The sequence below is a fragment of the Rhodococcus sp. JS3073 genome (genome assembly GCF_026810085.1).
In the GTDB taxonomy this organism is placed as follows: Bacteria; Actinomycetota; Actinomycetes; order Mycobacteriales; family Mycobacteriaceae; genus Rhodococcus_F; species Rhodococcus_F wratislaviensis.
In genome coordinates this window covers 450,106-472,956 of record NZ_CP113951.1, presented here as the reverse complement: position 1 = coordinate 472,956, position 22,851 = coordinate 450,106, and the positions used below count along the sequence as shown (strand labels likewise).

The following is a 22,851-nucleotide window of genomic DNA, read 5'->3' as shown; positions in this document are numbered from 1 at the left end:
GCGCGCGCGGGGCTCAGGGGCGGTGGCACGTCTTTCGCGCCGACACGTCCGTGTTCAGGTGGACAATGGGGAGATGCACCCGCACGGGACGCTGCCCGGCTCGGGAAAAGGTCTGAGCAGAGCCGAACTGCTGGCCGCGGTATCGCTGGCGATCGACCTCGGTCTGGGTCAACCGATGGAACACATGCTTCGGTCGTCCCTGATCGCGACACGAATCGCCGAGCGGATGGGACTCGACCCCCGACAGCGAGCGACCGTGTACTACGCCAATCTGGTCGGGTGGATCGGCTGTCACGCCGACTCCCACGAACTCTCGGCGCTCTTCGGCGACGACATTGCCTTCCGAGCCGACACCTACGCGGTGGACATGACCGGTCTGCCGTTTCTGCGGCTGATGATGAGTCACGTGGGACGCGGATTGCCGGGCTGGGAACGCGGCATCCGTGCCGCTGTCTTTCTGGTCGCGGCTCGCGGCCAGGTCGCCACGCTGATCCATTCGCATTGCAGTTCTGCGGGGGTTCTTTCCGATCGGATGGGCTTGGACGGGCAGGTCGGAAAGGCGCTGGCCTACGCCTTCGAGCGCTGGGACGGCCGCGGGTTGCCCAACGGCTGTCGCGGAGAGGGTATCCCGGTCGAGATCCACATCGCTCACGTGGCTGACGTCGTCGAGGTGCACCTGCGGACGGGTGGGCTCGAGCACGCGAAGGACGTTCTCCGTTCCCGGCGCGGCAGTCAGTTCAGCCCGGCCGTCGCGGACCTGTTCGAACGTGACGCGGCGGCGATCGTGGACGGGCTGCTGGACACAGACGTGTGGATCGCGGCGTTGGCCCAGGCGCCGGATCGTGACCGAACCCTCATGGCCGACGAAAGCGACGAGTTACTCGGGGCCATGGCCGATTTCGTCGATCTCAAATTTCCGTTCACCCTGGGGCATTCGCGTGGCGTCGCGAATCTGGTAGGCGGGGCGGCCCGACACCTGGGCATGTCGCCGTCGGACATCACGCAGCTCTACCGTGCCGGCCTCGTGCACAGCCTCGGCAAAATGGGGGTGTCCAACCAGATCTGGGAAAAGAAGGGGCCGCTCACGACGGCCGAATGGGAACGGGTACGGATGTATCCGGATCTGACCGGCCGGATACTGAACCGAGTCAACGGCTTGGAGTCGGTGGTGTCCGTGGCGATGAAGCACCGGGAACGTATCGACGGGTCCGGCTTTCCCCGGGGCATCACGGGCGCGGAGTTGACCGCGAAGGACCGGCTGCTGGCCACGGCGGAGGCGTATCAGCGACTGCTCGAGCCGCGTCCGCAACGGCCGGCGCTCGATCCTCGCGGCGCTGCCGATCGGTTGCAAGTGGAGGCGCGTGCCGGACGCCTCGACGCCGAGTCGGTGGCGGCCGTGCTGGCGGCGGCCGGGCAGCGGGTGTCGCGGCGGACGCCCTGGCCGGCCGGGTTGACCGACCGCGAGGTCGAGATCCTGCGACTCGTCGCGCAGGGCCGGTCGAACCGAGAGATCGCCGCCGAACTGTTCATCGCCGAGAAGACGGCACGCAACCACGTCGAACGTGTCTACGCCAAGCTCGGGGTGAACAACCGCACGCAGGCCAGTCTCGCCGCGATCGATCGGGGCCTGGTGGGCTTCCCCGTCAGTGCGGTTGTGGGGAAGTGAGGCATCCGCCGTGTGGCGGGACCGGCTGTGCGGGGCCGTCATCGACGGGATGCGCCGGGCCGCGACCGCCGGTCCAGTACCCACACGGTGGCCAGCATGAGAGCGACCGCAAATGAGGCGAGCGCGATGAGACTGGCGCCGGTGCCTCCGCGGAAGGTGTCGCCGTAGGCGGCCATGGCCGGGAGGGTGGCGCTGTACCGGTCGAGATCCAGGTCGCGACCCAAGGCTTCGAATGCGTGGCGGTTGGACAGGCCGAGGCTCATCAGGCGTCCCGGGAGGGCCATCTCGTCAACCGGGACGATGGCTCCACCGAACAGAACCTGAGGGAAGCAGAGCATCGGCAGGGCGAGGGCGGCCTGCGCGGCGTTGGAGACCGCGGCCGAGGCGAGCAAGCCGAGGGCCAGTGCCGAGATCGCCTCGATGACGATCGTCACGAACAGGAAGGCGGACACGTCCCATCCGACGGCGGGGAGCCGACCGAGCGCCCGCAGCACACCGAGCAGCAGCGCGCTCACTCCAGCCAGCACCGGCAGCAGGGCTGTCACCTTGGATGCCACGTACGCGCCGACGCTCAGCCCGGCCAGGCGCTCCTGCCGGAAGACGGCCATCTCCCCGACGATCTGGAGGAGGCCGTACGTAAGGCCGAAGAAGAAGCCTGCGAATGCGATCCAGAACACGATCTGGGCCGGGCCGAGGTCGGCTGCGCTACGCGGATCGAACGCGCCGCGCTGGAACAGCGTCGCCATCATCGCCGTGACCAGCACCGGTGAGCCGAGCAGGACCGCGAGGGTCAGCCGGTTGCGAAGAAGGACGTCAACATTGCGTCGCGTGAGTAGCCACCATTGCCGCACCGCGCCTGTGCGGTCGACGTCGGAACGGGTGGCCGGGATGGGCGGTTGAGCCGGGTCGGGCCGGGGTTCCGACTTTCCACCGATGCCCGCGAATCGCTCGGCCCAGATCTGAGGGGTGTGCTCACGAGCCAGCCGGTCGTACACCTCGGCGAGATCCTCCACATCGAAGTAGCGCCGAGCCTCGGCAGGGCTGCCGGTGAAGGCCAGGTGGCCGTCGCGGGCCAGGAATACCACCCGGTCACATCGGTCGATGCCGGCCGGTTCATGCGTCGTGAGGACGACTGTGACCCCGCGCCGGCTGAGTCGGCGCAGCAGGCGCATCACGTCGGCTGCGGTCGAGGGGTCGAGCCCGGAGGTGGGTTCGTCGAGGAAGAACAGGTGTGGCCGGGTCAGCAGCTCCACGGCGATACTGGCCCGCTTGCGCTGGCCGCCGGACAGCGCACGGACCGGCACCTCCGCCCGATCGGCCAGGTCGAGGTCCTGCATGGTCTCCTCGACTATCCGGTTCGCTTCGGCTGCCGATGTGCCCGCGGGCAGCCGTAGTCGCGCCGCGTAGCGCAGTGTGCGGCGCAGGGGCATCTCGAGGTGGATGATGTCGTCCTGGGGCACGTAGCCGATCCGGGAATCGACGCTGACTCGGGCACCGCGAACGACGCCGTCGTGCCGGACCACCCCGGCCGACGGTGGTTGCAGTCCTGCGAGGATCTCGAGCAATGTGCTCTTTCCCGCTCCACTGCCGCCGGCAATGGCGACCAACTCGCCGGGTTCGACCGACAGCGACAGCTCCTGGAGAATCTGACGCGCCCCGACGTGCCGGCTCACGTCGACCGCATCGACCCGCCCGACGGCCGGTGGTTCGAATGTCGATTCGGTCATGTCCGGTGATCTCAGTGCTTCCTGAACTCTTTTTGTCATGCTCTGATCATCGGTCGGCCGGTTCCGGGGTCGCATGGGGCGTTTGCCTCAAATCGCTAGGTCCGTCCGGCTGACCTGGTGGTGACCAACCCCCGTGCAGTGTCCTGTCGCTGATGCCGGTGGAGTCGGCCGCAGGCTTCGCGATGAACGAGGCGCCCGAAAACCGATCCAAGTCGGAGCCGATAAGGCAAGCTTTGGACAGATCGATGTTGCAGGCATGGATTGGGGAGCGGGGTGGCACAGACATTCCGGGGGCGGCGAATCGTCGCCGTCGTGGCGATCTCGATGACGGGACTGGTGGGATGCGGTGAGTCGGCGGTTCAACCAGCCGTGCCCGACAAGCAGCTCACCGAAACGATTCCGCCGGCGATGGAGCACGCCTCGATACCTGGGGCCATCGTCGGTGTCTGGCAGGACGGCGCCGAGCCCTACGTCCAGGCGTTCGGGGTGGGCGACACGGCCACCGGCGACCCCATGGCGCCCGACCTGTTCATGCGCATCGGCAGCTTGACCAAGACCTTCACGACCACCGCCGTGCTGCAACTGGTCGATCAGGGAAAGGTCGGCCTCGACGATCCGATCGACAGGTACGTGCCCGACGTCCCCAACGGGGACTTGATCACCATCCGCCAGTTGGCGGCCATGCGCAGTGGGCTTCCCGACTACTCGGAGGTGGTGATCCCGGCGCTCCCGAGTCAGCCGCAGCGTCAATGGACGCCCCAGGAACTGCTCGAGATCAGTTTCAGCCGTCCACCGCTGTTCGCACCGGGCACCGAGTTCGACTACTCCAACACCAATACCGCGCTCCTGGGCCTCGTGGTCGAAAAGGTCTCCGGCCAGCCGCTGAACGAATACATCGACGAGTCCATCACGCGACCCGAGGATCTCGGCCACACCTCGGTCCCGACCGATGCGGCCCTTCCGTCACCGCACGCACACGGATACACGAAAACAACTGACGGCGAGACGGTGGACGCGACCGACTGGAACCCGTCGTGGGGATTCGGTGCGGGAAACATGATTTCCACGCTCGACGACCTGAGTGTGTGGGTGCGCGACTTGGCGACTGGAACGTTGCTCTCGCCGGCTACTCAGCGCGAACGGGAGCAGTTTCAGCCGGCGCCGTCGGAAGGTACGGGTTCGCTGTACGGACTTGGAGTCGAGTACCAGAACGGCTGGATCGGCCACAACGGAAATATCGCGGGTTACCAGACCTACGCCTATTACCTTCCTTCCGAGGGCAAGACGGTGGTGATGCTGGTCAATACGAACGCCGACCCGCTGGGCGTGTGGAACTTCTTCAGTGAGATCGTGAAGATCATCAGCCCCGACCATCCCTGGCCGGCGCCTCCGTCGTAGAGGTCGGGTGAAAAGGCTTGCAGCCGAACGGGTTAGGTAGATCTTCGTCTTCGGAGTCGGGCTCCGTGGCCAGTAGGGATTTCCGATCCCGGGCGTGCCGCTTCCCTGGGGCGCCGTAATTCCGCCTGTCCGGCGGCGACGTTGCCCAGAACTAGGTAGGGGGGACGATTGTGCTGGCACAGTAGGATGATGCGGTGCCCGTTCGATGGCTCCAAGCGTGGGCGCGGGTGTCTGCAGAACACAGAGAGAAGTCTGCATCGCTGGCTGCAGTCCGAATTCTGGCCAGTGAGCACAGGGATCCATCCGCTGCGGGTTCTCTCGCATCGAGAGAACCCGCAGGCACCGCTGGTGCTGTAATACAGGAATCGCTGGTTCAGCTGACGCGGATGAGTTTCTTGTTCACGAACTCGTCGATCCCGTATTTGCCGAGTTCGCGACCGAAACCGGAGCGTTTGACGCCGCCGAACGGCAGTTCAACTCCTTCGGCGCCAACGGCATTGACGAATACCATGCCGGCCTCCAATGAGTCGGCGACGCGGTAGGCCTGATCGGGGTCGGTGGTGAAGACATAGGAGCCGAGGCCGAACGGGGTGTCGTTGGCCAGCTCGACAGCCTCTTCCTCGGAGCGCACCTTGTAGACAGTCGCTACCGGCCCGAACAGTTCCTCCCGGTAGGTTCGTGAATCCCGTGACACGTTCGTCAGCACGGCCGGCGGGAAGAAGGCGCCCTTCCGTTCCCCCTCGGACACCAGTGTGGCGCCCTCGGCGATCGCCTGCTGGACCTGATCGGACAACCGGTCGGCGGCGGAGACCGACGACAGCGGCGCGAGTTCGTCTGCGGTGGCGAGCACCTCCGTGGTGAATCTGCCGACGAAGTCGTCGTAGAGGTCCTCGGCGATGATGAATCGCTTCGCCGCGTTGCAGGCCTGTCCCGTGTTCTCGAAACGACCTTCCACTGCCGCTTGTACGGTGGCGTCGAGGTCATCGGTACTGAGGACGATGAACGGATCGGAACCGCCGAGTTCCAGTACCACCTTCTTGAGATTGCGGCCGGCGATCTCGGCGACGGCTGCGCCTGCACGTTCGGATCCGGTCAATGACACACCTTGGACCCGGGGGTCGGCGATCGCGTCGGCAATTTGGTCGTTGGTGGCGTAGACGTTGACGTAGGCGCCCTCCGGATATCCGGCGTCGGTGAAGATCTGGTGTAGCGCTGCTGCCGATTCCGGACACTGCGGTGCGTGTTTGAGCACAATGGTGTTGCCCAGTGCCAGATTTGGACCCGCGAACCGGGCGACCTGGTAGTAGGGATAGTTCCACGGCATGATGCCGATCAGCGCACCGATCGAGCTGCGGCGGATCAGCGCGGTACCCGTGCCGTCGACCAGGTCGATTGGCTCGTCGGCCAGGAACTTCTCGGCGTTGTCGGCGTAGTACTGGTAGATCGCAGCGCTGAAGTCGACTTCCCCCAACGACTGGTCCAGGGGCTTGCCCATCTCCCGCTGGATGATCTTGGCCAGTTCGTCGCGGCGTTCGGTGTGTAACTCGGCGACCTTCTTCAGTAGTCCGGCGCGCTCGACCACCGTCGAGTGTCGCGACCACTCACGGTGCGCCTTCTCCGCCGCGGACAACGCCGCCTGCATCTGGTCGTCGGTCGCGGTCGGGTATTCGCGCACCGTCTTTCCGGTGGCGGGGTCCACTACTGCGTACAGGCTCATACTCACGTCTCCTTGAAATGTCGGGCATCCCAGTATTGCTTGCGAGGAGCGCTGTGGGTTGGTTCTCAGGGTCGGTGTTCGAGTAAATATCTCAGGAGTCTGCGTGCCGAAGGCAATCGCAGGGTCTTGCAGGCGCCACGTGGGATACATCGGATACGAGTTCGAATACATGTTCCCTACATACGCCGCACCGTTGCCGACTTCGGGCTCACCGTTCATCGTCGGGGCAGAATCAACATGGTCGCGACATGCTGTCACGCCACCGAAGAGAAGAACTTCGATGAGGGCGAATTCTGCCAGGTCGAAGGCAACGAGTTCGTCACTGGGCATGGAGCCAGTGGTTCGGCATCGAACGGTTGCGCAGCCCAGTCGGTCCTGTCGTTTGAGACCGTCTTCGACGGCCGCTCGTGCCGACGCGTGGAACGACATCGAACATGACAGTTCAGGGCCCCCGCGTGTGGTTCCCTCCGGTCCCGATCGCTGCGGAGGCGACAACGAGACCTACACTGCTGTCATGTCGGCAAAACTGCGCTATGCGCGGGTCGAAGATGTCCATGACCTTGCCCTGGGCATGCCCTATGTCAAGGTCGAATACGGGCCCGCGAGGCAACCCCATCTACCAGGTCGGCGGCAAATCGTTCTTGTTCTTCCGAACCCCTCGCCCCGACGCCGCTGATCCGCACACCGGTGAGCGATACACGGACGTGATCGTCTTCTGGGTGCCCTCCGAGTCGGACAAGCGAGCAATGGTGCAAGACTCCGCATCGCCGTTCTTCACCACGGCACATTTCGATGGCCACTCTTCGGTACTGCTGCGGGCGAGCATGATTGGTGACCTCACGCTCCAGGAACTGACCGAGGTAGTGCAGGACGCGTGGCTCTCCCGTGCCTCGCCCACCCGGGCTGCCGCTTGGCTCGGTGGGCAGAGTCGCACGTAGCGAGTGCTCGGTCGGTTCGGTCGCCGAAAATCAGTGAGCCGCCGCAACGCGTGGCAATGTGTGGTCCCGCACAGTTGCATCGCTCAAATATGTTGCGTCGAGGTATATTACGAATGATCTTGTCGGGATAGAGTATTCCGACTCGATGTGCAATTTCGAGTGCGCCGAGGCCTGCGAACTCGCGGAACAGAGCCGCTGTGCCCTCCGCGACCGGCAGGGATGCGCGCGCCGATTTCTCCGAGACCGAGACCGAGACCGAGGCCGTAGTGAGACCATGCCGTTGGTCCACAGATCACTTACGTTCACTCTATGCACTGGTCCATCAGGCCCGCAGTGACGTGTGGCGGAAGCCTCCGCAAATCGAGGCACGAACCGTCACTTCATCGATCCCTGTGTGCCTGGGTCGTGGGCAGGGGAGTGGGGCACTGTTCGTCGTATCACGACGTTGGTGGCGGCGTCGCTCGGAGGGTTTGATCGATCAGCTGTCGAGCGGCTCTGTCGGTGCGGGCTGCGTCGCCGGTGACGAGCCGATCCAGCAGCACTCCGCGTAAGCCTGAGACCAGGATTGTCGCCGTGGCCGTCGGGTCCTCGACCGGGGGTTCGAGTCGACCCAGTACCTGGGCGATGGCCGTCACCAGGAGCTCGACCGCGGACGTAGCGTAGTCGAGGAATGGGCCGCGCTGCACGCAGGCGTCTCCGAGAACTTGGAGCACAACGCTTGCGCTGGTCGCGGAGTCGCCGCTTGTGTTGGCAGTCCATCCCTCGTGCAGCCGCTGTCGCAGTGCGTCGGCGTCGGCGACATCGGCGAATGCGGCAGCAATGTCAGGGCGCTGGGTTTCCAGGGCGGCGATGAGCATCTGCTCCTTCGATCCGAAGTAGTGAATCAGCATGCGCGCGCTGGTTTCCAACGATGCGGCCAGAGGGCGGAGCGAGAGCTCACTGAGCCCGTGCTCGCCGATGTAATCGATGACGCCGGAGAGGAGCTTGGCGCGTTTGACGCGATCGAGTGGCGGAGGCATGCGTTGACTGTAACGACTGTTCCAGGTACGAATGAACCCATGGATGTAACGAGTGTTTCATCATCGTCGGGTCGCGGTGAGGCTGTCACCGGTAGCGCGGCCGCGGGGGCGATTCGTACCGCCCCTATCCGGTACGCCACCGCACGTCGATTCGAGCGACCCCACATGACCACCGGCCCCGACTGCGGCGGTCCATCCAGCGGGCAGATCTGTCCGCAGTTGCCCGGTCGCCTCTCGCCGGTGATGGGACCGAACAAGACCGACCCTGTCCAAGGCGAAGATTGCCTCAACCTGTCGATCGCGACACCCGGACACGACGCCGACGTCCGACCGGTCATGGTCTTCCTCCACGGCGGCGCGTTCAACAGCGGTGCGGGACTGATGGACTGGTACGACGGCAGCTCGCTGTCCGCGGAAGCCGACGTCGTGGTGGTCAGCGTCAACTATCGACTCGGCGTGTTCGGGTATTTGTGCCTGGACGGTGTCAGCAGTGGAAACCTCGGGCTCTACGACCAAGTGGAGGCCCTGCGCTGGGTGAAGGCGAACATCGCGGGGTATGGAGGCGACCCGGGCAACGTGACCGTTTTCGGACAGTCCGCCGGAGCGGTCTCGATCCGGCTGCTGATGGAGATCCCGGACGCGTGCGGGCTGTTCACCCGCGCGATCATGCAGAGCGGTCCGGGACCGGACATCGTCCGACCGCGCGAGTTAGCGGAGGACGTCGGAAGGATATTTGCCGAGATCGTTGGGGGAGACCCTCGAACTGCCAGTGTCGCTTCACTGCTCGATGCGCAACGTAAGACCGCGGCCGTCTGGGCGGAACGATCCGGCCCCGTCGGGGCGCCACCCTTCTCTCCAGTCTCGGGCACTGATCCCCTCCCGGTGCTGGGAGCGAGCTTCAGCGAGAACGTGCAGGATCTCGATGTGATCTGCGGCTGGAACGCCGACGATGTATCGGCGTTCACCGGTCCCGGGCCCGACACGGTCGAGATAACGCATCGAATGCTTGCTGACCCGCTGAGCGAATTCAGAGATCGCCTGGTCCAAGCGGGTGCTCGGGCGTCTACCTACCGCCTCGATTGGCGGCCCCGTGGGTCTCGCTACGGGGCAACACACTGCGTGGAGCTGCCGTTGCTCCTCGGAACACGCGAGGCATGCGAAGGCTCTCCGATGCTCGGTGACACCGAGTGGGGCGAGGTCGAGCTGCTCGGCAAGACGCTGCGCAGGATTTGGGGACGGTACGCGCACACCGGCGTGGTCGAGCCCGAACCGGCGCTGCCTATGGCCTGGGACCCGGCGATTTCACACTCCGTGTGACCGACTCTCGTGGCCATTGTCGCCTCCGTCGGCATCCGCGGCGAGAACCTCGCGCAGTTCGCTCTCGCCCACCGTCGCTATGGCGCGGATTCGTCCCACCGCGGGCTTGCGGTACGACGCCGTGCCCATTCGATTGGACACCGATGCGACGGCGGCGATCCACCACGGCACGCGGGTCCGAGCTCGGTGATGGTGGTGCCCACCTGGATGCCGAACGGCCAGCGGGTGGTGACCGTCGCGGCCAGTTCGGCGTACGCAACCTTCGTCGCCGGCGGCAGCTCTGCAATGTCGAACGCCTCAGCGTCATATCGCCGTCGGAAACGATCCGTACGCTGCGCCTGCGGCCAAAGTTGCGCATGGTGCGCCTGCTGTCATAGATACTGCACCAGTGATGCTGACCAAACGAACCAGCTTTTCCGCCATATCGATGGTGATGCTCGCAGTCGCGGGCTTGCTGGTCGCGGCCCCGGGGAACAGTGGCGCCGCACCGCCCGCCTGGCGATACACGATGGTGGCGTTCAGCAACACCAGCGACCGCGACTTGGATGTCTACGAGTCGGGGGACGCCACTCACTTTCAGCCCCTCCGACTGTCGGCGTATCAGCCCCCGTCAGGGGTGGTGCGTGACTCGAGCATCTTCCGGCACACGGACGGGTTCTACTACCTCACCTACACGACAGTCGACGGGGCGAACATCGGCTTCGCGCGCAGCAGTGACCGCATCGAGTGGACGTTCCTGGGGGCCTGGCCGGTCCCGTTCTGCTGCGCGTTCCTGCCGGGCACGGGAGACGGAACGGGCTCGGCGAGCCCGCCGGGCTCCTCGGGGTCGGCCGGGTTCAGCGACGGACCGTCGCTGTCGCCGTTCACCACGAAGGCCTGGGCACCCGAATGGTTTGTGGACGGCGATCGCGTCCACGTCATCCTGTCGATGTCGACCGGCGGCGGATTCGTGCCGTATCTGATGACCGCGCTGGAACCGTCGCTCCGAATCTGGGGCCCGCCCACTCGGCTCGACGGGGTCGGCGCGGACCACATCGACACCACCGTGGTCAAGGTGGGATCGACGTACCACGCGTTCACCAAGAACGAGACGAAGAAGGTGATCGAGCATGCGGTCGCGCCGTCGGTGACGGGACCCTATTCGTTCGTCCCGCCTGGAGATTGGGGCTCGCTGCTGGAGGGTCCAGCCCTGGTTCAGTTGCCGAACGATGCCTGGCGGATATATCTCGACGCCTATACCGAAGGAAAGTATCTCTATTCAGACAGCACCGATGGGCTGCGCACCTGGTCGCCCGTGCAAGAGGTTCCAGGCCTTTCCGGGACGGTGCGCCATCTCGGCGTGATGAGAGAGCCGGCATAACGACGACTCGATGACGGTCACGTCGTCAGCAAACGTGAGAGTCCGATCAGACCGAGGACGATGATCACCGCACGCAACGCGGCGGGGACAGGCGGGGCCCGTATTGCGCACCGACGACACCACCACCGTTACCGAGGCGCCACCCCGGCAGGCCCTGGTGATTGCCGCGGAGTCCTCGTCGCCGTCGACTCAACGACGTGTCGGGGCCTGTGGTTACGGAGCCTCGGGCACTGTCGGGTACGCCGTGGACGGCGTGATTGTCAGGGAATCGTCGAGGGCGCGGGTGGCGGCGCGTTGGACGAGCAGAGGCACGAAGTCCCGGATCTGGCATCCGTCGAATCGGTGGTGGGCGGCATCGATCGCATGGTCGACCCGGTCGGTGTCGAGGAACTGGTACCGCCGGATCAGATGTGCGCGCACCGCGTCGATGCTGTCTTTCGGTGACGTCCATGACAAAGATTGTGGTCCTGTCGACGGCGGTCGGGAAGAGCCTTTCATGAGTCCACCAGCTGGTACACCCACGTGACGTCGGGTCGTCGGACTCGACAACGATGTGGCGTTGCATCGCAGCGGCGCAGCCTTCTCACGCCCCGCGGCAGCAACGTCTGGATCGGGCCGCACCGAGCAGGAGAGCACCGGATGACACCGACGGTGCACGACCTCGACCCTGATCTCGCCCCGGTGCGGGTGTTTCGCGCCCCGCTGCACGAGGAGATCGCTGCGCTGATTGCCCGGAATCGAAACCTCCGAAGGGGCGCGCAGGCCCCGCCGAGGATCGGGAGCTATTGCATGTCTGCGCTGGCAGCTCGCGAAGGTGCGTCAGCTCGTGGCCGGGCTGACAGCCCCGTACCCGGAATTGCGCGGCATCATCCGACCCGCCGGCCGGTGACCGGCGTCCGGGGGATCAGGTGTGGCGGTGCGTCGACGGCGCGTGATCAGGCCCAGCTCCAGGGGCTCGCGGACAATAGAAGACGGGCCAAACGGCTGTACGCGTGAGTATCCTGGATTGGTCAGGCATTCGGGTCGCCTGCTGGAGGGCAGGGCGCTTATGCTCCAACCCTGAAGGTCACCGAGCAAAAGAGGTGCCTCAGAGGGCCCACAGAAAGCGTTCTTGCGGCGCATCCGCGAAGGTGGCGGCGTCCCGGCCCACGGCTTCCTCCTGCAGCCGCGCCCGCACCACCTCGGCCGGATCCCAGTGTTGGGCCCTGGCGGTCGCGAGCGATGTAGGGGCGGCCTTGCGCAGATACGGCAGTCGCATGCGGGTGCAGATCTTGGCCAGCTCGTCGGGGAGGTGCGGCGCCGAATTGCTGCGTGAGGCGGCGCGGTGAAGCCACCGGGGAGCCGGTCTCGGCCTCCGCGGTCCCAGCGGTCCCACCGTAGGAGCAGAACAGCACGTGGACGGGGTGCGTGGGAACCCGCGCTCGTGTTGACGTGGCCTGGGAGTACCTACACGATTTCACGCGGACCGCGCCGGCGCAGTCTTGTCCGAGCCCGCGGCACCCCGGAAGCTGCCGCGCCACGGGGGGAGATGACCGAATGACCGCGATGGAACCCGACCACGACACCGCCCAGGCACGCATTCTCCTCGACGCCTTGTGGGCGGAGATCGAGATCCTCACCCAGCGCATCGCAGACGCGCACGCCCGCGCCCAGTGGGCGCAGAACGACGACGACCAGTACGTGCTGGCCGAACGCTTCCGGGCGGAGGTGCCGTTACTGCGTGAGCAACTACTCGAGGCGAGGCGGATGGCGGACCGGCTGATGCTCAGGTACCCCGCTCTCGGCGACCGCGGTGACGCCTCGGCGAGGTGACCGCCGGACGATCAGGTTCGAGGCGTGTTCGCCGACGGCCAATCGGGCGCAGTGACTGGCACGGTGGTCGTGATCGGCGGCAGACCGATCTGTGGCCACTGCGCGGCCCTGGTGAAACGGTCAGTGTCATCGGGGACTGTGTCACGCCACGTCGCATTGGCCATGCCATTGCAAGGGGCTACCGCACCGGCACTGAACTCTTGGAGCCAGGGGCGTGCCGGTGTGAGAGCTCGGCCAGCAGCAGCCGTGCAAACAAATGATCAGAGAGTAGCCCAATGTGGTACGAGCGCAGCGACTGGACTGCGCCGTGACAACGGGCTTGTCCCAAAGAATCTCGGGCCGGACACGGGCATGGGCCGCGGTGTAGCAATGCTGCATGGGCAGCACATGCTTGTGACCTTTGACACAAATGATGTACCAAACTAAACTGAAGTCAGTTCGAGTACCAGTATTCATCGGAGTGAGGCGAGGAAACGTTCATGAATGAGTACCCCATCTCCAAGGCGGCCAGGCAAAGCCTGGCGCGTGACGTCTTCGGCCACGTCCTAGACGGGAGAGTGGTTCCTTCCCTCGACGGGAAGACGATGGACATCATAGATCCCGCTCGGGGAGAGGTCGTCGCACGTGCAGCACTCGGGGACCAGGCGGATGTAGAGCGCGTGGTGACCTCGTCTCGGCAAGCCTTCGACGACGGCCGCTGGCGCCTTCTTGATCCGCTTGAAAAGGAGCGGCGGCTGCGCAAGATGGGCAAATTACTTCTGGACCGTCGTGATGAGGTCGCCGAACTCGATGTCATCGATGCCGGGCTGTTGCGGTGGTACGTCGACTTCACGGTCGATTTCGCCGCAAATGGGATCGATTACTATTCTGGTTGGCCGACCAAGATTCACGGCAGCATTCCGCCCACACCGCCGAATTTCTCTGTGCGACAGGAACGTCTACCGATCGGCGTAATCGGGTTGATCACTCCGTGGAACGGGCCGATCAGTGTGTTCGGCTCCGTGGCGGCGGCCTTGGCGACGGGCAACACCGTGATCCTCAAACCAGCGGAACAGACGCCGATGACCGCTGTTCTCATGGGTGAGATCGCCTCCGAGGCAGGCATTCCGGCCGGTGTGTTCAATGTCTTGCAGGGCCGCGGCGCCACTGTGGGCGCTGCGCTCGTGGAGCATCCTGGTGTGGACGCCATCTCGTTCACCGGCTCGGTCCCGACCGGCAGTGCCATTCAGGCGGCGGCCGCCAAGCGGGTGAAGCGGGTTTCACTGGAACTGGGCGGCAAGAGCGCGTTCATCGTGTTCCCTGATGCCGACATCGCCGCAGCTGCAACGGCTGCCCAGGCGGCCGTCTGGGGGGCATCCGGCCAGGTCTGTACTGCCGGATCGCGAGTATTGGTACATAGCTCGATCCAGGACGAGTTCACCGCGGCGGTTCTCGCAGGCACGCAGGGGATGAAGGTCGGTTCTGGCTTCGACCCAGCGACGCAACTCGGTCCCCTGGTCTCCGCCGAGCAACTCGACAGGGTGAGCTCATACGTCGACATCGGCAAGAACGAAGGTGCCACCCTTGCCAGCGGAGGGTCTCGCCTCGACATGCCCGGATACTTCCATGAGCCAACCGTTTTCACCGGAGTAACCAACGAGATGCGCATCGCGCAGGAGGAGATCTTCGGCCCAGTGATGGCGGTGTTGTCCTTCGATGACGAGGCAGAGGCGATCAGGATCGCCAACGACACGAACTACGGTCTCGCCGCGGGAGTGTGGACCAGCGACCTCGATACCTCCCAGCGGGTGTCGGCGGCGCTCAACGCGGGCACGGTGTGGATCAACAGCTATCAGATGGTCTACCCCGGCGTGTCCTTTGGCGGCGTCAAGCTCTCCGGGCACGGACGCAATCTCGGCGAAGCCTCGATCGGCGAGCTAACCCAGGTCAAGAGCGTGTGGACGAAAGTCGGTGAGACACGATGACCACCATAGGGAAACGGACCGTCGGTGACGACCGGATCGCGATCGAAGAAGTCTTGTACCGCTACGCGTCGAGTGTCGATTCGGCGCAGATGCATCAGCTGCACGATGTCCTGCATCCTGATCTTCAGGCACAGTACGGCAATGGGGAGCCCGTCGAAGGCGCGGACGCCGTCATCACTTGGATGACCGACTTTACGAAGACATGTGAATGGCAGCACCACATGCTGAACGTCTATCACATCGACATCGAGGGCGATAAGGCGACGGCGCTCGTTTACCACAATTCCTTCGAGAAGTTCGCCGGCGACGACGATGTCTGCTTCTTGGTCGCTCGCTACCACAACGAGCTGGTGTGCCACGAGGGCACCTGGAAGATTGCCAAGCTTGTATTCGAAATAGTTTGGGGTGAAAAGCGCCCGGCCAATAATGCATACATTGCCGCCGTCGGTGGCCGTGGTCCGAAGATCCCCGGCTGGCCGTGAAGATTCGGCGAGCGCACTTCCTCCCTTCACGAGATACCTTTTGGGGGTAGAGTTCATGACAATCGAAGAACTGCTCGACATCGAATCCATCAAACATCTCCGAACTCTGGGATCGGCCTACCTCGACGGGGGCCGTTTGGATGAGCTGGTGGAGCTGTATCACCCCGACGCGGTCTGTGATTTCGGTCCATACGGGAGTTGGACGGACCGGACTGAGTTCAAACAGAATTTCGCCGCGGCCGAAAGGCCCTTCTACGCCAGTGGGTACTTCTCCAACCTGCACGTCGTAGTCAATCACGTCGTCGAGCTCACCGGGACGGACACTGCGACGGGGCTTGTCTATCTTCTCGACTTCGTCACCGGTGATCAGATCCGCGAAGGGGGTAGCCCACTCTACTGGCTTGGCGTCTACGAGGAGTCCTACAGCCGCACCGATGACGGTTGGAAGATCTTGCGCCAGAGTCTCAACTTCTTTTGGCCCGAGCGCATGCTTGGTGAGGGCTTCCTGGCCCGTCAAGCCGCCGCCGAGTGATTTGTCGCCCGGAAACTCACAGACCTATCGAGGAGAAGTGCATGACCATTCCCACCGTCAGCCCGCAGCAAACCGCGGACATCGAAGAAATTCGTATGCTCTCTGCGCGTTACGCACGGGGGCTCGACCAGTTCAACATGGAGGCGCTGATGGAGCCATATGCCGATGACGCCGTGTTCGACGCCGGACCGATGGGACTAAAGAGCTACTCGGGTCGCGCGGCGATCCAGGAGTTCTTCGCCCATAACCAGGAAGTCATGGCGGACCAGATGCACCTGTTCAGCAACTTCGTCATCGAGTTCAGTGGTTCCGACGAGGCTTACGGGAGCAACTACCTCCTCCAGGACGGACACAACAAAGATGGTGCGACCGTTCGGTGCTTTTGCCTCAACGACGATACTTACAGGCGCACTGCGGACGGTTGGCGTATCGCCTCGCGACGCATTAGTCCACTGATGCCACCACAGCTCGATTCGTACTGAACACACTGAGGTTCATAGAAACACTCGACGTTCTACCGGGTAGAGGCTCCGGACAGACCGATCGTGTCATGAGGTTGGTCGGCGGGGGGTCGAGGCGGACGCGTGTCCACCGAAATTAGGTACGGCGTAGGTGCGAAGTTCCGAGCTGTGAGTGCCTTGTGCCTGATCCTGCCGCTGGAACAAGCGGCCGAGGGCGCTACAAGGCAATGCATGAGTGCCGCGCCATCAAGGTCATGCTGACGCTCTGAACGAAGCTCAGGAAGCGAGCCTATCTTCTCGAACTCCAGCACACGATGGGAATGGTGACTCGCTTCGAGGCAGGGGTTGTTGGTCGGGAGACGTGGTGCCAACGAGGTGCCGGGAAGAGGTGGTAACGCCGGTTATGTTGTGGCGCAGTCAAGCGCCGCCGCCTCCGATGGGTAGCTGGCAGGGGCGCTACACCGTCAGCCTGCACGTAGTGGCGTGCGCCGCATCGATGCTGGCGGCAGGGGCAGGTGGGTCCGAGTGACCCGTTCCCGGTGTCGCGCTCTCGGTTCCGACAGCGTGGGTGTGCCACTGTGTTCACGCCGTCTGCTTGTTATCAACTGGGGTGCTCGATCGCTCCCACCGAGACCGCGCTCCCACCGAGACCGCGCTCCCACCGAGACCGCGCTCACGGTGGGAGCGTGACTCCGCAGAGACGGGTAATCGGAACCAATTCCTCGAGATTGTGTCTCTTGGGCGCGCTGGATCTGGGCTGCGGCATGAGGACGAGACGTCCCGATCGGGAACCGCGAACGCCATTGCCGCTTGCTCAGGTGAGCAATCCACGTGCGCGCAGGCCCGACCGGAGCCGATTCGCGATGCTTTCGCGATCACGTCTATTGGTGCACGCTACTCCCTTTCGGCCGCAATCGCTGGGGCGGGACCGTGCCTGACCGTCACGTGGATCGGGGAGCCCCCAACTCTCCGATCCGCGAGGGCGAACCTGACATTTCGCGAAACATGCGTGTTTCGGGGTGACGTCACCACGCCCATTCGGAAATTCTCAACAGAGAAGTCGCCAAACCCGCCGACGACGATGTGAACCCCATTGCTCGGTGGGGCGCTTTCACCGATCAGGTCAGAGTGCGGGGTGTCCGGATGTCCTGTCGCCTCGCGTTTTCGGCGGGTGTCGCAAGGCGCTGATCCTCACGTGGTTCCGGCGACGAGGCCGGATGCACGACCCTCGGTGACCATCGGGGAGTGCTCGGTGAAGCCCCCGTCGACTCTGATGACCTGCCCTGTGATGTATCGCGCGGCATCGGAGTGCAGGAACGCGACGACCCGGGCGATGTCCTCGGGCTGACCGACGTGAGGGGTGTCGCAGTGGCGCGTGTACTGGGTAATCAGCTCGTCCCCGAGTTGGAGACCGGGGGAGCTCAGTATGAGTCCGGGCGCCACGGCGTTGCACCGGATTCCCTGTTTGCCATGCTGTGCGGAGACAGCGCGCACGAGCTGGTTGACGCCCGCCTTTGCGACGCTATAGGTGGTCAAGTTGAGCTCGCCCATTTCGCCGGATATCGACGACGTGCAGGTGATGCTGCCGCCGCCGGTGTTCACCATTGCCGGGATCGCGTGCTTGCAGCCGAGCATCGGGCCCAGGAGCAGTGTTGCGATCTGGGCACGGAAGGTGTCCACCACGAATTCCGTGATGGGGGGGTCGCCGGGCTCCCATGGGATCCTCAGGTCGGCGGCGTTGTTGTGCAGAATGTCGAGGCGTCCGAACTCGTCCACCGCGGTCGTAACCATCCGCTGGACCTGTTCCTCGACGCGGACGTCGGTCTCGACGGCGATCGCGTCGCCACCGTCGGCCCTGATCTGCTTCGCCCGTTGCTCCGCAACCTCGCCGTGGATGTCCGCGAGTACGACCTTGGCGCCGAGTTGCGCAAGCAGACACGCAGTCGATGCGCCTTGGCCGACGCGGTAAGGATCGTCGTCGCCATGGAAGGACGCTGCGCCGGTGACAATAGCGACCTTGCCGGTGAGATCGATCATGCCGGCTGTCCCTCGACAGGTGCGGGCCTAGGACTGGGACGATCCGACGGCATCGCCGCGATGGACGCGAGGGTTAGATCCTTCCAAGGGGCCATTATCGGCTCGATTCGGATATTCGGCTTGCTGGTCATTCTCGCTCCTTTTCCTCATGCGCCACGGGAGGCGGCTGCCTCGCGAAGTAGGGTTCCGTTTGCGACTGCTGCGTAAACTGAACTCAGTTAAGTGAACTCTATTTCTGTCGGATGTGCAACCGAAATCAATTGAAAGGGAATGACTTCGGCGTCACTACGTGAGTGGCAGGGACAGCGCTGTGCCTGCCCCGGGGCATCGGTCGGCGATGATCGTGTCGTGAACACCGAGCAAGGCGTGGCCTCCGGCAGTGGCGGTCGCCGAGTGCTGGGATTCAGGCGGAGTTGGTGCCGACAACGCACCCAGGGCAGGTGGAGCAGGTCCGTCGATCCGGTCCGAGTGCACGATATCGATGAAGGCGGGTGTGCGGTGGGGCATGCCGGAGTCGAGGGAATGGGTGCGGTGGGGTTGGTGAAGCACGGGTGATGGCGCCGTACCGGTGGCGGTCGGGAGGAAATCTCGGGTTTCGCAGGCTGCCGCCGCTACCGTCCGAATGGGGATAGTGGCACCTCCGAGATGCCCGGCGTTGTGGGACAGTCCGGAACGGAGGTAATCCGAATTAGTCAGCCGTGCCGAATATCTCAAGGACACGCCCCGTCGGTCACCGCGCACCGAGGGTGGATCTGGGGTTCGCGCCGATGTGTTGCTCATTCCGGTCACGCCCACGATCTGTTCAGCATGTTCGGCCGGGTGGTCGCCGCGACCGCACCTCCAATCCCGCCCGTCCTTCCTGTGAATCCGCACCCTGATGGACGCCGCGAACGATATCGGTGATGGACTGGTTATGCCGCACCGTTGGCGTTTTGGCCTGCCGCAACTGAGAGGGTCTCTCCGGTCATGTGTTTCGCACCGTCGGAGACCAGAAACATCAGTGCATCCGTGATTGCCTGAGGGGGAATCCATGGAACTCCCTGGGGCTGATACCGGCGGAATTCCTCGGCGACATCGTCGATTGTCGGGGAGTCGAGGTCGGGTCGGAATAGCCCGTACATGACGCTGTTGTGGATGATCGGTGTGTCGACGCAGCAGGGACAGATGACGTTCACGGTGGTCCCGGTGGTGGCCACCTCGAGGGCGACGGTCTTTGCCAGCCCGATGACCGCCCACTTGGAGGCCGAGTAGTGACTGAAGTGCGGGTACCCGCCTTTGCCCGCCATCGACGACGTGATGATCACCCGTCCCCAGGTCTGATTCAGCAGATGCGGAAGTCCCGCGTGCAGCACGTTGAAGACGCCGTTGAGGTTGATGTCGATGACCACGTCCCAGTCGGCAGGATCCATGTGGCGAAATTCGCTGATCGCCATGACGCCGTGATTGATCGCAAGAATATCTAGCGATCCAAACGTGTCGACGATCCGTTCGACTGCATCGCTGATTGCCTCCCGGTCGCGCACGTCTGCCTTGAGTGCAAGAGCTTTTCCGGCAGCCTCGTTGATGAGCCGCATGGTTTCGTCCATCTCCGCCTGCGAGGAAAGCGGGTACGAGACATTCTTGATGTCTTCGCAGACGTCGAGGATGGCGACTGAAGCGCCGGCTTTGGCAAGGGCGAGGGCGTGCGAACGGCCCTGTCCTCGCGCTCCACCTGTTACGAGGGCAGTTTTCCCTGTTAGATCGGCCATTTCCGTTCCTCTTTCTCGTGGGTAGGTTGGGGACGATTCGGCGGCAGAGATCAGGGCGTGCGGCGAGCTATGACCGCGACTTACTGCGCCTGATCTGAGCTATGGACACTGCGGCCAAGAGCACGGCACCGTTGAACAGGCTGCTCGTCCAGATCGGCACGCCGAGCAGTTGAAGCCCCTTGGCTCCGGTTGCCAGCAGAGCGATTGCTATCAGCGTCCCAGCCACATTCGCTCGGCAGGGATGAACCTGGGTCGATCCCAGGAAGATCGCGGCAAATGCGGGAAGTAGGTTATCCTCTTGCGTCGGAACTGCAGACGCCGTGAATGGTCCTTCCGTTGCCGGTGATCTGAGGCTTGTCGAGGTCGAAGTGTGCTACCACTGATAGGCAACCGAGACGGCGGAGGATGGTGCGGATCACGCTGTGCGGCTGATGAAGCCTGTCGATCACACGGCAATATTCATCCCCCGGCGTCTGGGGAAGTCCGATCAGAATGCGCGGCTCGGCCCGTGAAGATCCTGCGTCAATCACCACTCGATCTGCTGGAATCAGGTGCAAGGGAACGTCCTCTCGACCGGACAGCTCACCAATTACCACATAGAGGTAGTTGTGACCCAGGTCGGTGAATGACTCGAGATGCGTTCTTCCGCTCGGAGTATCCACTGACACGTGGAGGCCGGGCAATGGTGTCTTCCCGGAGACGAGGTCACGGAGCCCGACGATAGGAAGTTGGTGGGTGCGGGCGAACTCATGCAGGTCGTCACCTGAGGCGACGTCTGTTGGGTGGGTAGTGCCGACGATTGTGGTGAGCACCGCGGCGGGTGGGAACCCGGCTGCCGCTACCAGATGGACTGCCGCTTCGGGATGCCCGAATTCCGACATTGGCAGGGCCGCGTCCGTGCGTAGGGGCACCACATGGCCTGGACGGCTGAATGAAGCGGGTGACGCATCCGAGGACGCCAAAAGCCGGATCGTGCGTGCCCGGTCCGCGGCAGAGATGCCGGTGGTGATACCCGTGGCCGCGTCGACCGTGATGCACTGTTCGGCGCCTGGAGCGGCACCCTGTTGAGCCGGAAGCAATAGGGCGTCGCAACGATCCGACGGTAGGGCGACTTGCAGGAATCCTGATGAGTGACGGATAGCGAAAGCGGCATCAGTCGTGCTGATCCGAACTGCAGGAATGACGATCTCACCGCTGGTCGGCGAGTCGACCCCATCGGTGAGGATGATGGCCTCCCCGCGGGACAGCTGATTGATCGCGGCCATCACTCGTTCTTCCGCGCGGATCTCAGCGAGCGTCGGTGCGAGGCTGATGCTCTGCGCGAGCGGATTCTCGTCGGTGATAGTCATGGTGAGATCGTCTTCCTGGTGGTCAGGCCGGGAACTGCCCTGTCTCTCGGGCTGCTGTACACGGCTGTGTCACAGCTCGAGAGAATGAAGTGTTAGTTGACCGCTACCGGCTGGTGCTGTGCCGCGTACTTCTCGGTGGCAGCGTTGATGGCCGCCATGGTCTCGGCCTTCCACTCGTTACCCCGCACCCACGCGTTGTGCTCGCGGATCGGCTTCAGCTGGCCCCGGAACTCGGGAATTACGTGCTCGGCCCAGAGCTTGACGGCATTTCGTTGGCGCTCGTAGTCGGTGAAATCGGTGAGGGTCATGATAAAGCTTCCGAAGCCGCCCGTCTGGTCGGCAAGTTGCCGGATCTTCTCGATTGCAGTGTCGGGGGTTCCGATCAGCACCGACCCAGACTCGATGGCCTCGTCGATCATTCCCTCGACGTCTGGCTTCTCGGAGGCCGGCAGCGGCGAGATATGCGCCAGATAGTTCCAGATCTCCTCGAACCCGTGGGTGCAGTCCTGGCGCGCCTGCTCTTCCGTCTCGGCGATGTGGGTGATCGCCGAGAGCCGCCAGTTCCGACGAGACACCGTCCGCCCGGCCTTCGCCGCCTCGTCCTCGGCGATCTTCCAATGACCGCGAAGGGCGCCGAATGCGGCAGGGCTTGTGGCAGCAAGATTGATCATCCCCACGCCCAGCCTTCCGGCAGTGACAGGCCCGGACGGTGAGGTGACAGCTGCGACAACTACATCCAGCTCTGGCACACTATAGGGGCGTACCTGCAGTTTGGCCTCGCGCAGATCGAACCAATCCGTCTTCTCGGTCACCGTCTCACCCCGGAGCAACCGAACGATGACCTCCGCGGCCTCGAGCATCATGTCGCGCTGCTTCGTCGGGTCGATACCCAGCATGTAAGCGTCGGAAAGCAGCTGTCCGGGACCGAAGCCCATGATCGCGCGACCGCGAGATAGGTGATCGAGGGTGACCAGGCGTTCCGCAAGGAGGAAGGGATTGTGGTAGGGCAGCGAGTTGACGGCCGTCCCCAGCTTGATGGTCTTGGTTCGTTGCGCAGCCGCTGCCAGCAGCATTTCGGGCGCGCCGATCGGTTCGTGACCACCGGAGTGGTGCTCGCCGAGCCACGCCTCCTGGAACCCGAGGCTGTCGGCGAGCTCGATGATCTGCAGGTCCCGCTCATAGAGAACGGTGGGGCTCACTCCGATCTTGTGGAAGGGGGCCATGAAGACACCGAACGCGGTCGGGTAATTGGATTCGGACATGCAACACCTCGGTTTCTCGGTCTAGCGTGACTTTTGTCGTAGCCCAACGAGCACATATGGTG

18 protein-coding genes and 1 pseudogene are annotated in these 22,851 nt (G+C 63.9%); 10 read left to right on the top strand and 9 right to left on the bottom strand.

The features are described 5' to 3' along the window. The first annotated feature begins 73 nt into the window (after positions 1-73). Positions 74-1,666 carry an HD domain-containing phosphohydrolase gene (locus OYT95_RS02220; RefSeq protein ID WP_268790785.1) on the top strand — a complete coding sequence of 531 codons (1,593 nt, stop codon included), beginning with the start codon at positions 74-76 and terminating at the stop codon, positions 1,664-1,666. A 38-nt stretch (positions 1,667-1,704) separates the two neighbouring features. On the opposite strand, the gene OYT95_RS02215 is transcribed toward OYT95_RS02220, so the two are convergent. After that, a complete protein-coding gene (locus OYT95_RS02215; protein WP_268790784.1) occupies positions 1,705-3,393 on the bottom strand; it encodes an ABC transporter ATP-binding protein/permease in 1,689 nt (562 codons plus the stop codon). Positions 3,394-3,666: 273 nt separating this feature from the next. Between OYT95_RS02215 and OYT95_RS02210 the strand changes: the two genes are divergently transcribed. Continuing rightward, the gene (locus tag OYT95_RS02210; RefSeq protein WP_268790783.1) at positions 3,667-4,791 is read left to right on the top strand and encodes a serine hydrolase domain-containing protein; all 1,125 of its coding nucleotides are present in this window, start codon (positions 3,667-3,669) and stop codon (positions 4,789-4,791) included. A gap of 373 nt (positions 4,792-5,164) precedes the next feature. Here the strand turns inward: OYT95_RS02210 and OYT95_RS02205 are convergent, their stop codons facing one another. Further along, a complete protein-coding gene (locus OYT95_RS02205) occupies positions 5,165-6,508 on the bottom strand; it encodes an NAD-dependent succinate-semialdehyde dehydrogenase (protein WP_037239997.1) in 1,344 nt (447 codons plus the stop codon). Between the two features lie 514 nt (positions 6,509-7,022). On the opposite strand from OYT95_RS02205, the pseudogene OYT95_RS02200 reads away from it, so the two are divergent. Beyond that, positions 7,023-7,446 (top strand): annotated as a pseudogene (locus OYT95_RS02200) (MmcQ/YjbR family DNA-binding protein). Positions 7,447-7,883: 437 nt separating this feature from the next. Here OYT95_RS02200 and OYT95_RS02195 read toward each other — a convergent pair. Then, the gene (locus OYT95_RS02195; protein ID WP_268790782.1) at positions 7,884-8,465 is read right to left on the bottom strand and encodes a TetR/AcrR family transcriptional regulator; all 582 of its coding nucleotides are present in this window, start codon (positions 8,463-8,465) and stop codon (positions 7,884-7,886) included. Positions 8,466-8,630: 165 nt separating this feature from the next. Here OYT95_RS02195 and OYT95_RS02190 point away from each other — a divergent pair, with 165 nt between their 5' ends. Both OYT95_RS02190 and OYT95_RS02185 read left to right on the top strand, forming a co-directional pair. Next, positions 8,631-9,782, top strand: coding sequence for a carboxylesterase family protein (locus OYT95_RS02190; protein ID WP_268790781.1), 1,152 nt, complete (start codon positions 8,631-8,633; stop codon positions 9,780-9,782). Positions 9,783-10,173: 391 nt separating this feature from the next. Next, entirely contained in the window at positions 10,174-11,142 is a 969-nt protein-coding gene (locus OYT95_RS02185) for an arabinofuranosidase (protein ID WP_378494048.1), read from the top strand. A 213-nt stretch (positions 11,143-11,355) separates the two neighbouring features. Here OYT95_RS02185 and OYT95_RS02180 read toward each other — a convergent pair whose 3' ends face one another. Then, the gene (locus OYT95_RS02180; RefSeq protein ID WP_268790780.1) at positions 11,356-11,562 is read right to left on the bottom strand and encodes a three-helix bundle dimerization domain-containing protein; all 207 of its coding nucleotides are present in this window, start codon (positions 11,560-11,562) and stop codon (positions 11,356-11,358) included. 667 nt (positions 11,563-12,229) lie between these two features. Continuing rightward, the gene (locus OYT95_RS02175) at positions 12,230-12,517 is read right to left on the bottom strand and encodes a hypothetical protein (protein WP_218027719.1); all 288 of its coding nucleotides are present in this window, start codon (positions 12,515-12,517) and stop codon (positions 12,230-12,232) included. Between the two features lie 161 nt (positions 12,518-12,678). Here OYT95_RS02175 and OYT95_RS02170 point away from each other — a divergent pair, with 161 nt between their 5' ends. From OYT95_RS02170 to OYT95_RS02150, 5 genes are all read left to right on the top strand, one after another. Beyond that, on the top strand, positions 12,679-12,954 hold the full coding sequence (locus tag OYT95_RS02170; protein WP_268790779.1) for a hypothetical protein: 276 nt from the start codon (positions 12,679-12,681) through the stop codon (positions 12,952-12,954). A 479-nt stretch (positions 12,955-13,433) separates the two neighbouring features. Further along, a complete protein-coding gene (locus OYT95_RS02165; RefSeq protein WP_268790778.1) occupies positions 13,434-14,918 on the top strand; it encodes an aldehyde dehydrogenase family protein in 1,485 nt (494 codons plus the stop codon). Continuing rightward, positions 14,915-15,400 (top strand): nuclear transport factor 2 family protein, encoded by a 486-nt coding sequence (locus tag OYT95_RS02160; protein WP_268790777.1) that lies wholly within the window; start codon positions 14,915-14,917, stop codon positions 15,398-15,400. The genes OYT95_RS02165 and OYT95_RS02160 overlap by 4 nt, the downstream gene beginning before the upstream one ends. A gap of 55 nt (positions 15,401-15,455) precedes the next feature. Further along, positions 15,456-15,932: a nuclear transport factor 2 family protein gene (locus OYT95_RS02155; protein ID WP_268790776.1), complete on the top strand. Its 477-nt coding sequence runs from the start codon at positions 15,456-15,458 to the stop codon at positions 15,930-15,932. Between the two features lie 41 nt (positions 15,933-15,973). Then, entirely contained in the window at positions 15,974-16,414 is a 441-nt protein-coding gene (locus tag OYT95_RS02150) for a nuclear transport factor 2 family protein (RefSeq protein WP_160118528.1), read from the top strand. A 1,170-nt stretch (positions 16,415-17,584) separates the two neighbouring features. Here OYT95_RS02150 and OYT95_RS02145 read toward each other — a convergent pair. The 4 genes from OYT95_RS02145 to OYT95_RS02130 all read right to left on the bottom strand — a co-directional run bounded on the left by OYT95_RS02145 (position 17,585) and on the right by OYT95_RS02130 (position 22,789). After that, positions 17,585-18,430 carry an SDR family NAD(P)-dependent oxidoreductase gene (locus OYT95_RS02145; protein ID WP_268790775.1) on the bottom strand — a complete coding sequence of 282 codons (846 nt, stop codon included), beginning with the start codon at positions 18,428-18,430 and terminating at the stop codon, positions 17,585-17,587. A gap of 911 nt (positions 18,431-19,341) precedes the next feature. Continuing rightward, a complete protein-coding gene (locus OYT95_RS02140) occupies positions 19,342-20,178 on the bottom strand; it encodes a mycofactocin-coupled SDR family oxidoreductase (protein WP_268790774.1) in 837 nt (278 codons plus the stop codon). Between the two features lie 290 nt (positions 20,179-20,468). Beyond that, complete coding sequence (locus OYT95_RS02135) at positions 20,469-21,527, bottom strand: 3,4-dihydroxy-2-butanone-4-phosphate synthase (RefSeq protein ID WP_268790773.1); 1,059 nt, start codon at positions 21,525-21,527, stop codon at positions 20,469-20,471. Between the two features lie 92 nt (positions 21,528-21,619). Beyond that, a complete protein-coding gene (locus tag OYT95_RS02130) occupies positions 21,620-22,789 on the bottom strand; it encodes an LLM class flavin-dependent oxidoreductase (protein WP_112300664.1) in 1,170 nt (389 codons plus the stop codon). Positions 22,790-22,851: the final 62 nt, after the last annotated feature.

Coding starts and splice junctions, on each gene's coding strand:
- OYT95_RS02195 (WP_268790782.1), bottom strand. CDS start 8,465: ATGCCTCCGCCACTCGATCGCGTCAAACGCGCCAAGCTCCTCTCCGGC.
- OYT95_RS02145 (WP_268790775.1), bottom strand. CDS start 18,430: ATGATCGATCTCACCGGCAAGGTCGCTATTGTCACCGGCGCAGCGTCC.
- OYT95_RS02205 (WP_037239997.1), bottom strand. CDS start 6,508: ATGAGCCTGTACGCAGTAGTGGACCCCGCCACCGGAAAGACGGTGCGC.
- OYT95_RS02140 (WP_268790774.1), bottom strand. CDS start 20,178: ATGGCCGATCTAACAGGGAAAACTGCCCTCGTAACAGGTGGAGCGCGA.
- OYT95_RS02190 (WP_268790781.1), top strand. CDS start 8,631: ATGACCACCGGCCCCGACTGCGGCGGTCCATCCAGCGGGCAGATCTGT.
- OYT95_RS02160 (WP_268790777.1), top strand. CDS start 14,915: ATGACCACCATAGGGAAACGGACCGTCGGTGACGACCGGATCGCGATC.
- OYT95_RS02185 (WP_378494048.1), top strand. CDS start 10,174: ATGCTGACCAAACGAACCAGCTTTTCCGCCATATCGATGGTGATGCTC.
- OYT95_RS02165 (WP_268790778.1), top strand. CDS start 13,434: ATGAATGAGTACCCCATCTCCAAGGCGGCCAGGCAAAGCCTGGCGCGT.
- OYT95_RS02215 (WP_268790784.1), bottom strand. CDS start 3,393: ATGACCGAATCGACATTCGAACCACCGGCCGTCGGGCGGGTCGATGCG.
- OYT95_RS02170 (WP_268790779.1), top strand. CDS start 12,679: ATGACCGCGATGGAACCCGACCACGACACCGCCCAGGCACGCATTCTC.
- OYT95_RS02135 (WP_268790773.1), bottom strand. CDS start 21,527: ATGACTATCACCGACGAGAATCCGCTCGCGCAGAGCATCAGCCTCGCA.
- OYT95_RS02155 (WP_268790776.1), top strand. CDS start 15,456: ATGACAATCGAAGAACTGCTCGACATCGAATCCATCAAACATCTCCGA.
- OYT95_RS02150 (WP_160118528.1), top strand. CDS start 15,974: ATGACCATTCCCACCGTCAGCCCGCAGCAAACCGCGGACATCGAAGAA.
- OYT95_RS02220 (WP_268790785.1), top strand. CDS start 74: ATGCACCCGCACGGGACGCTGCCCGGCTCGGGAAAAGGTCTGAGCAGA.
- OYT95_RS02130 (WP_112300664.1), bottom strand. CDS start 22,789: ATGTCCGAATCCAATTACCCGACCGCGTTCGGTGTCTTCATGGCCCCC.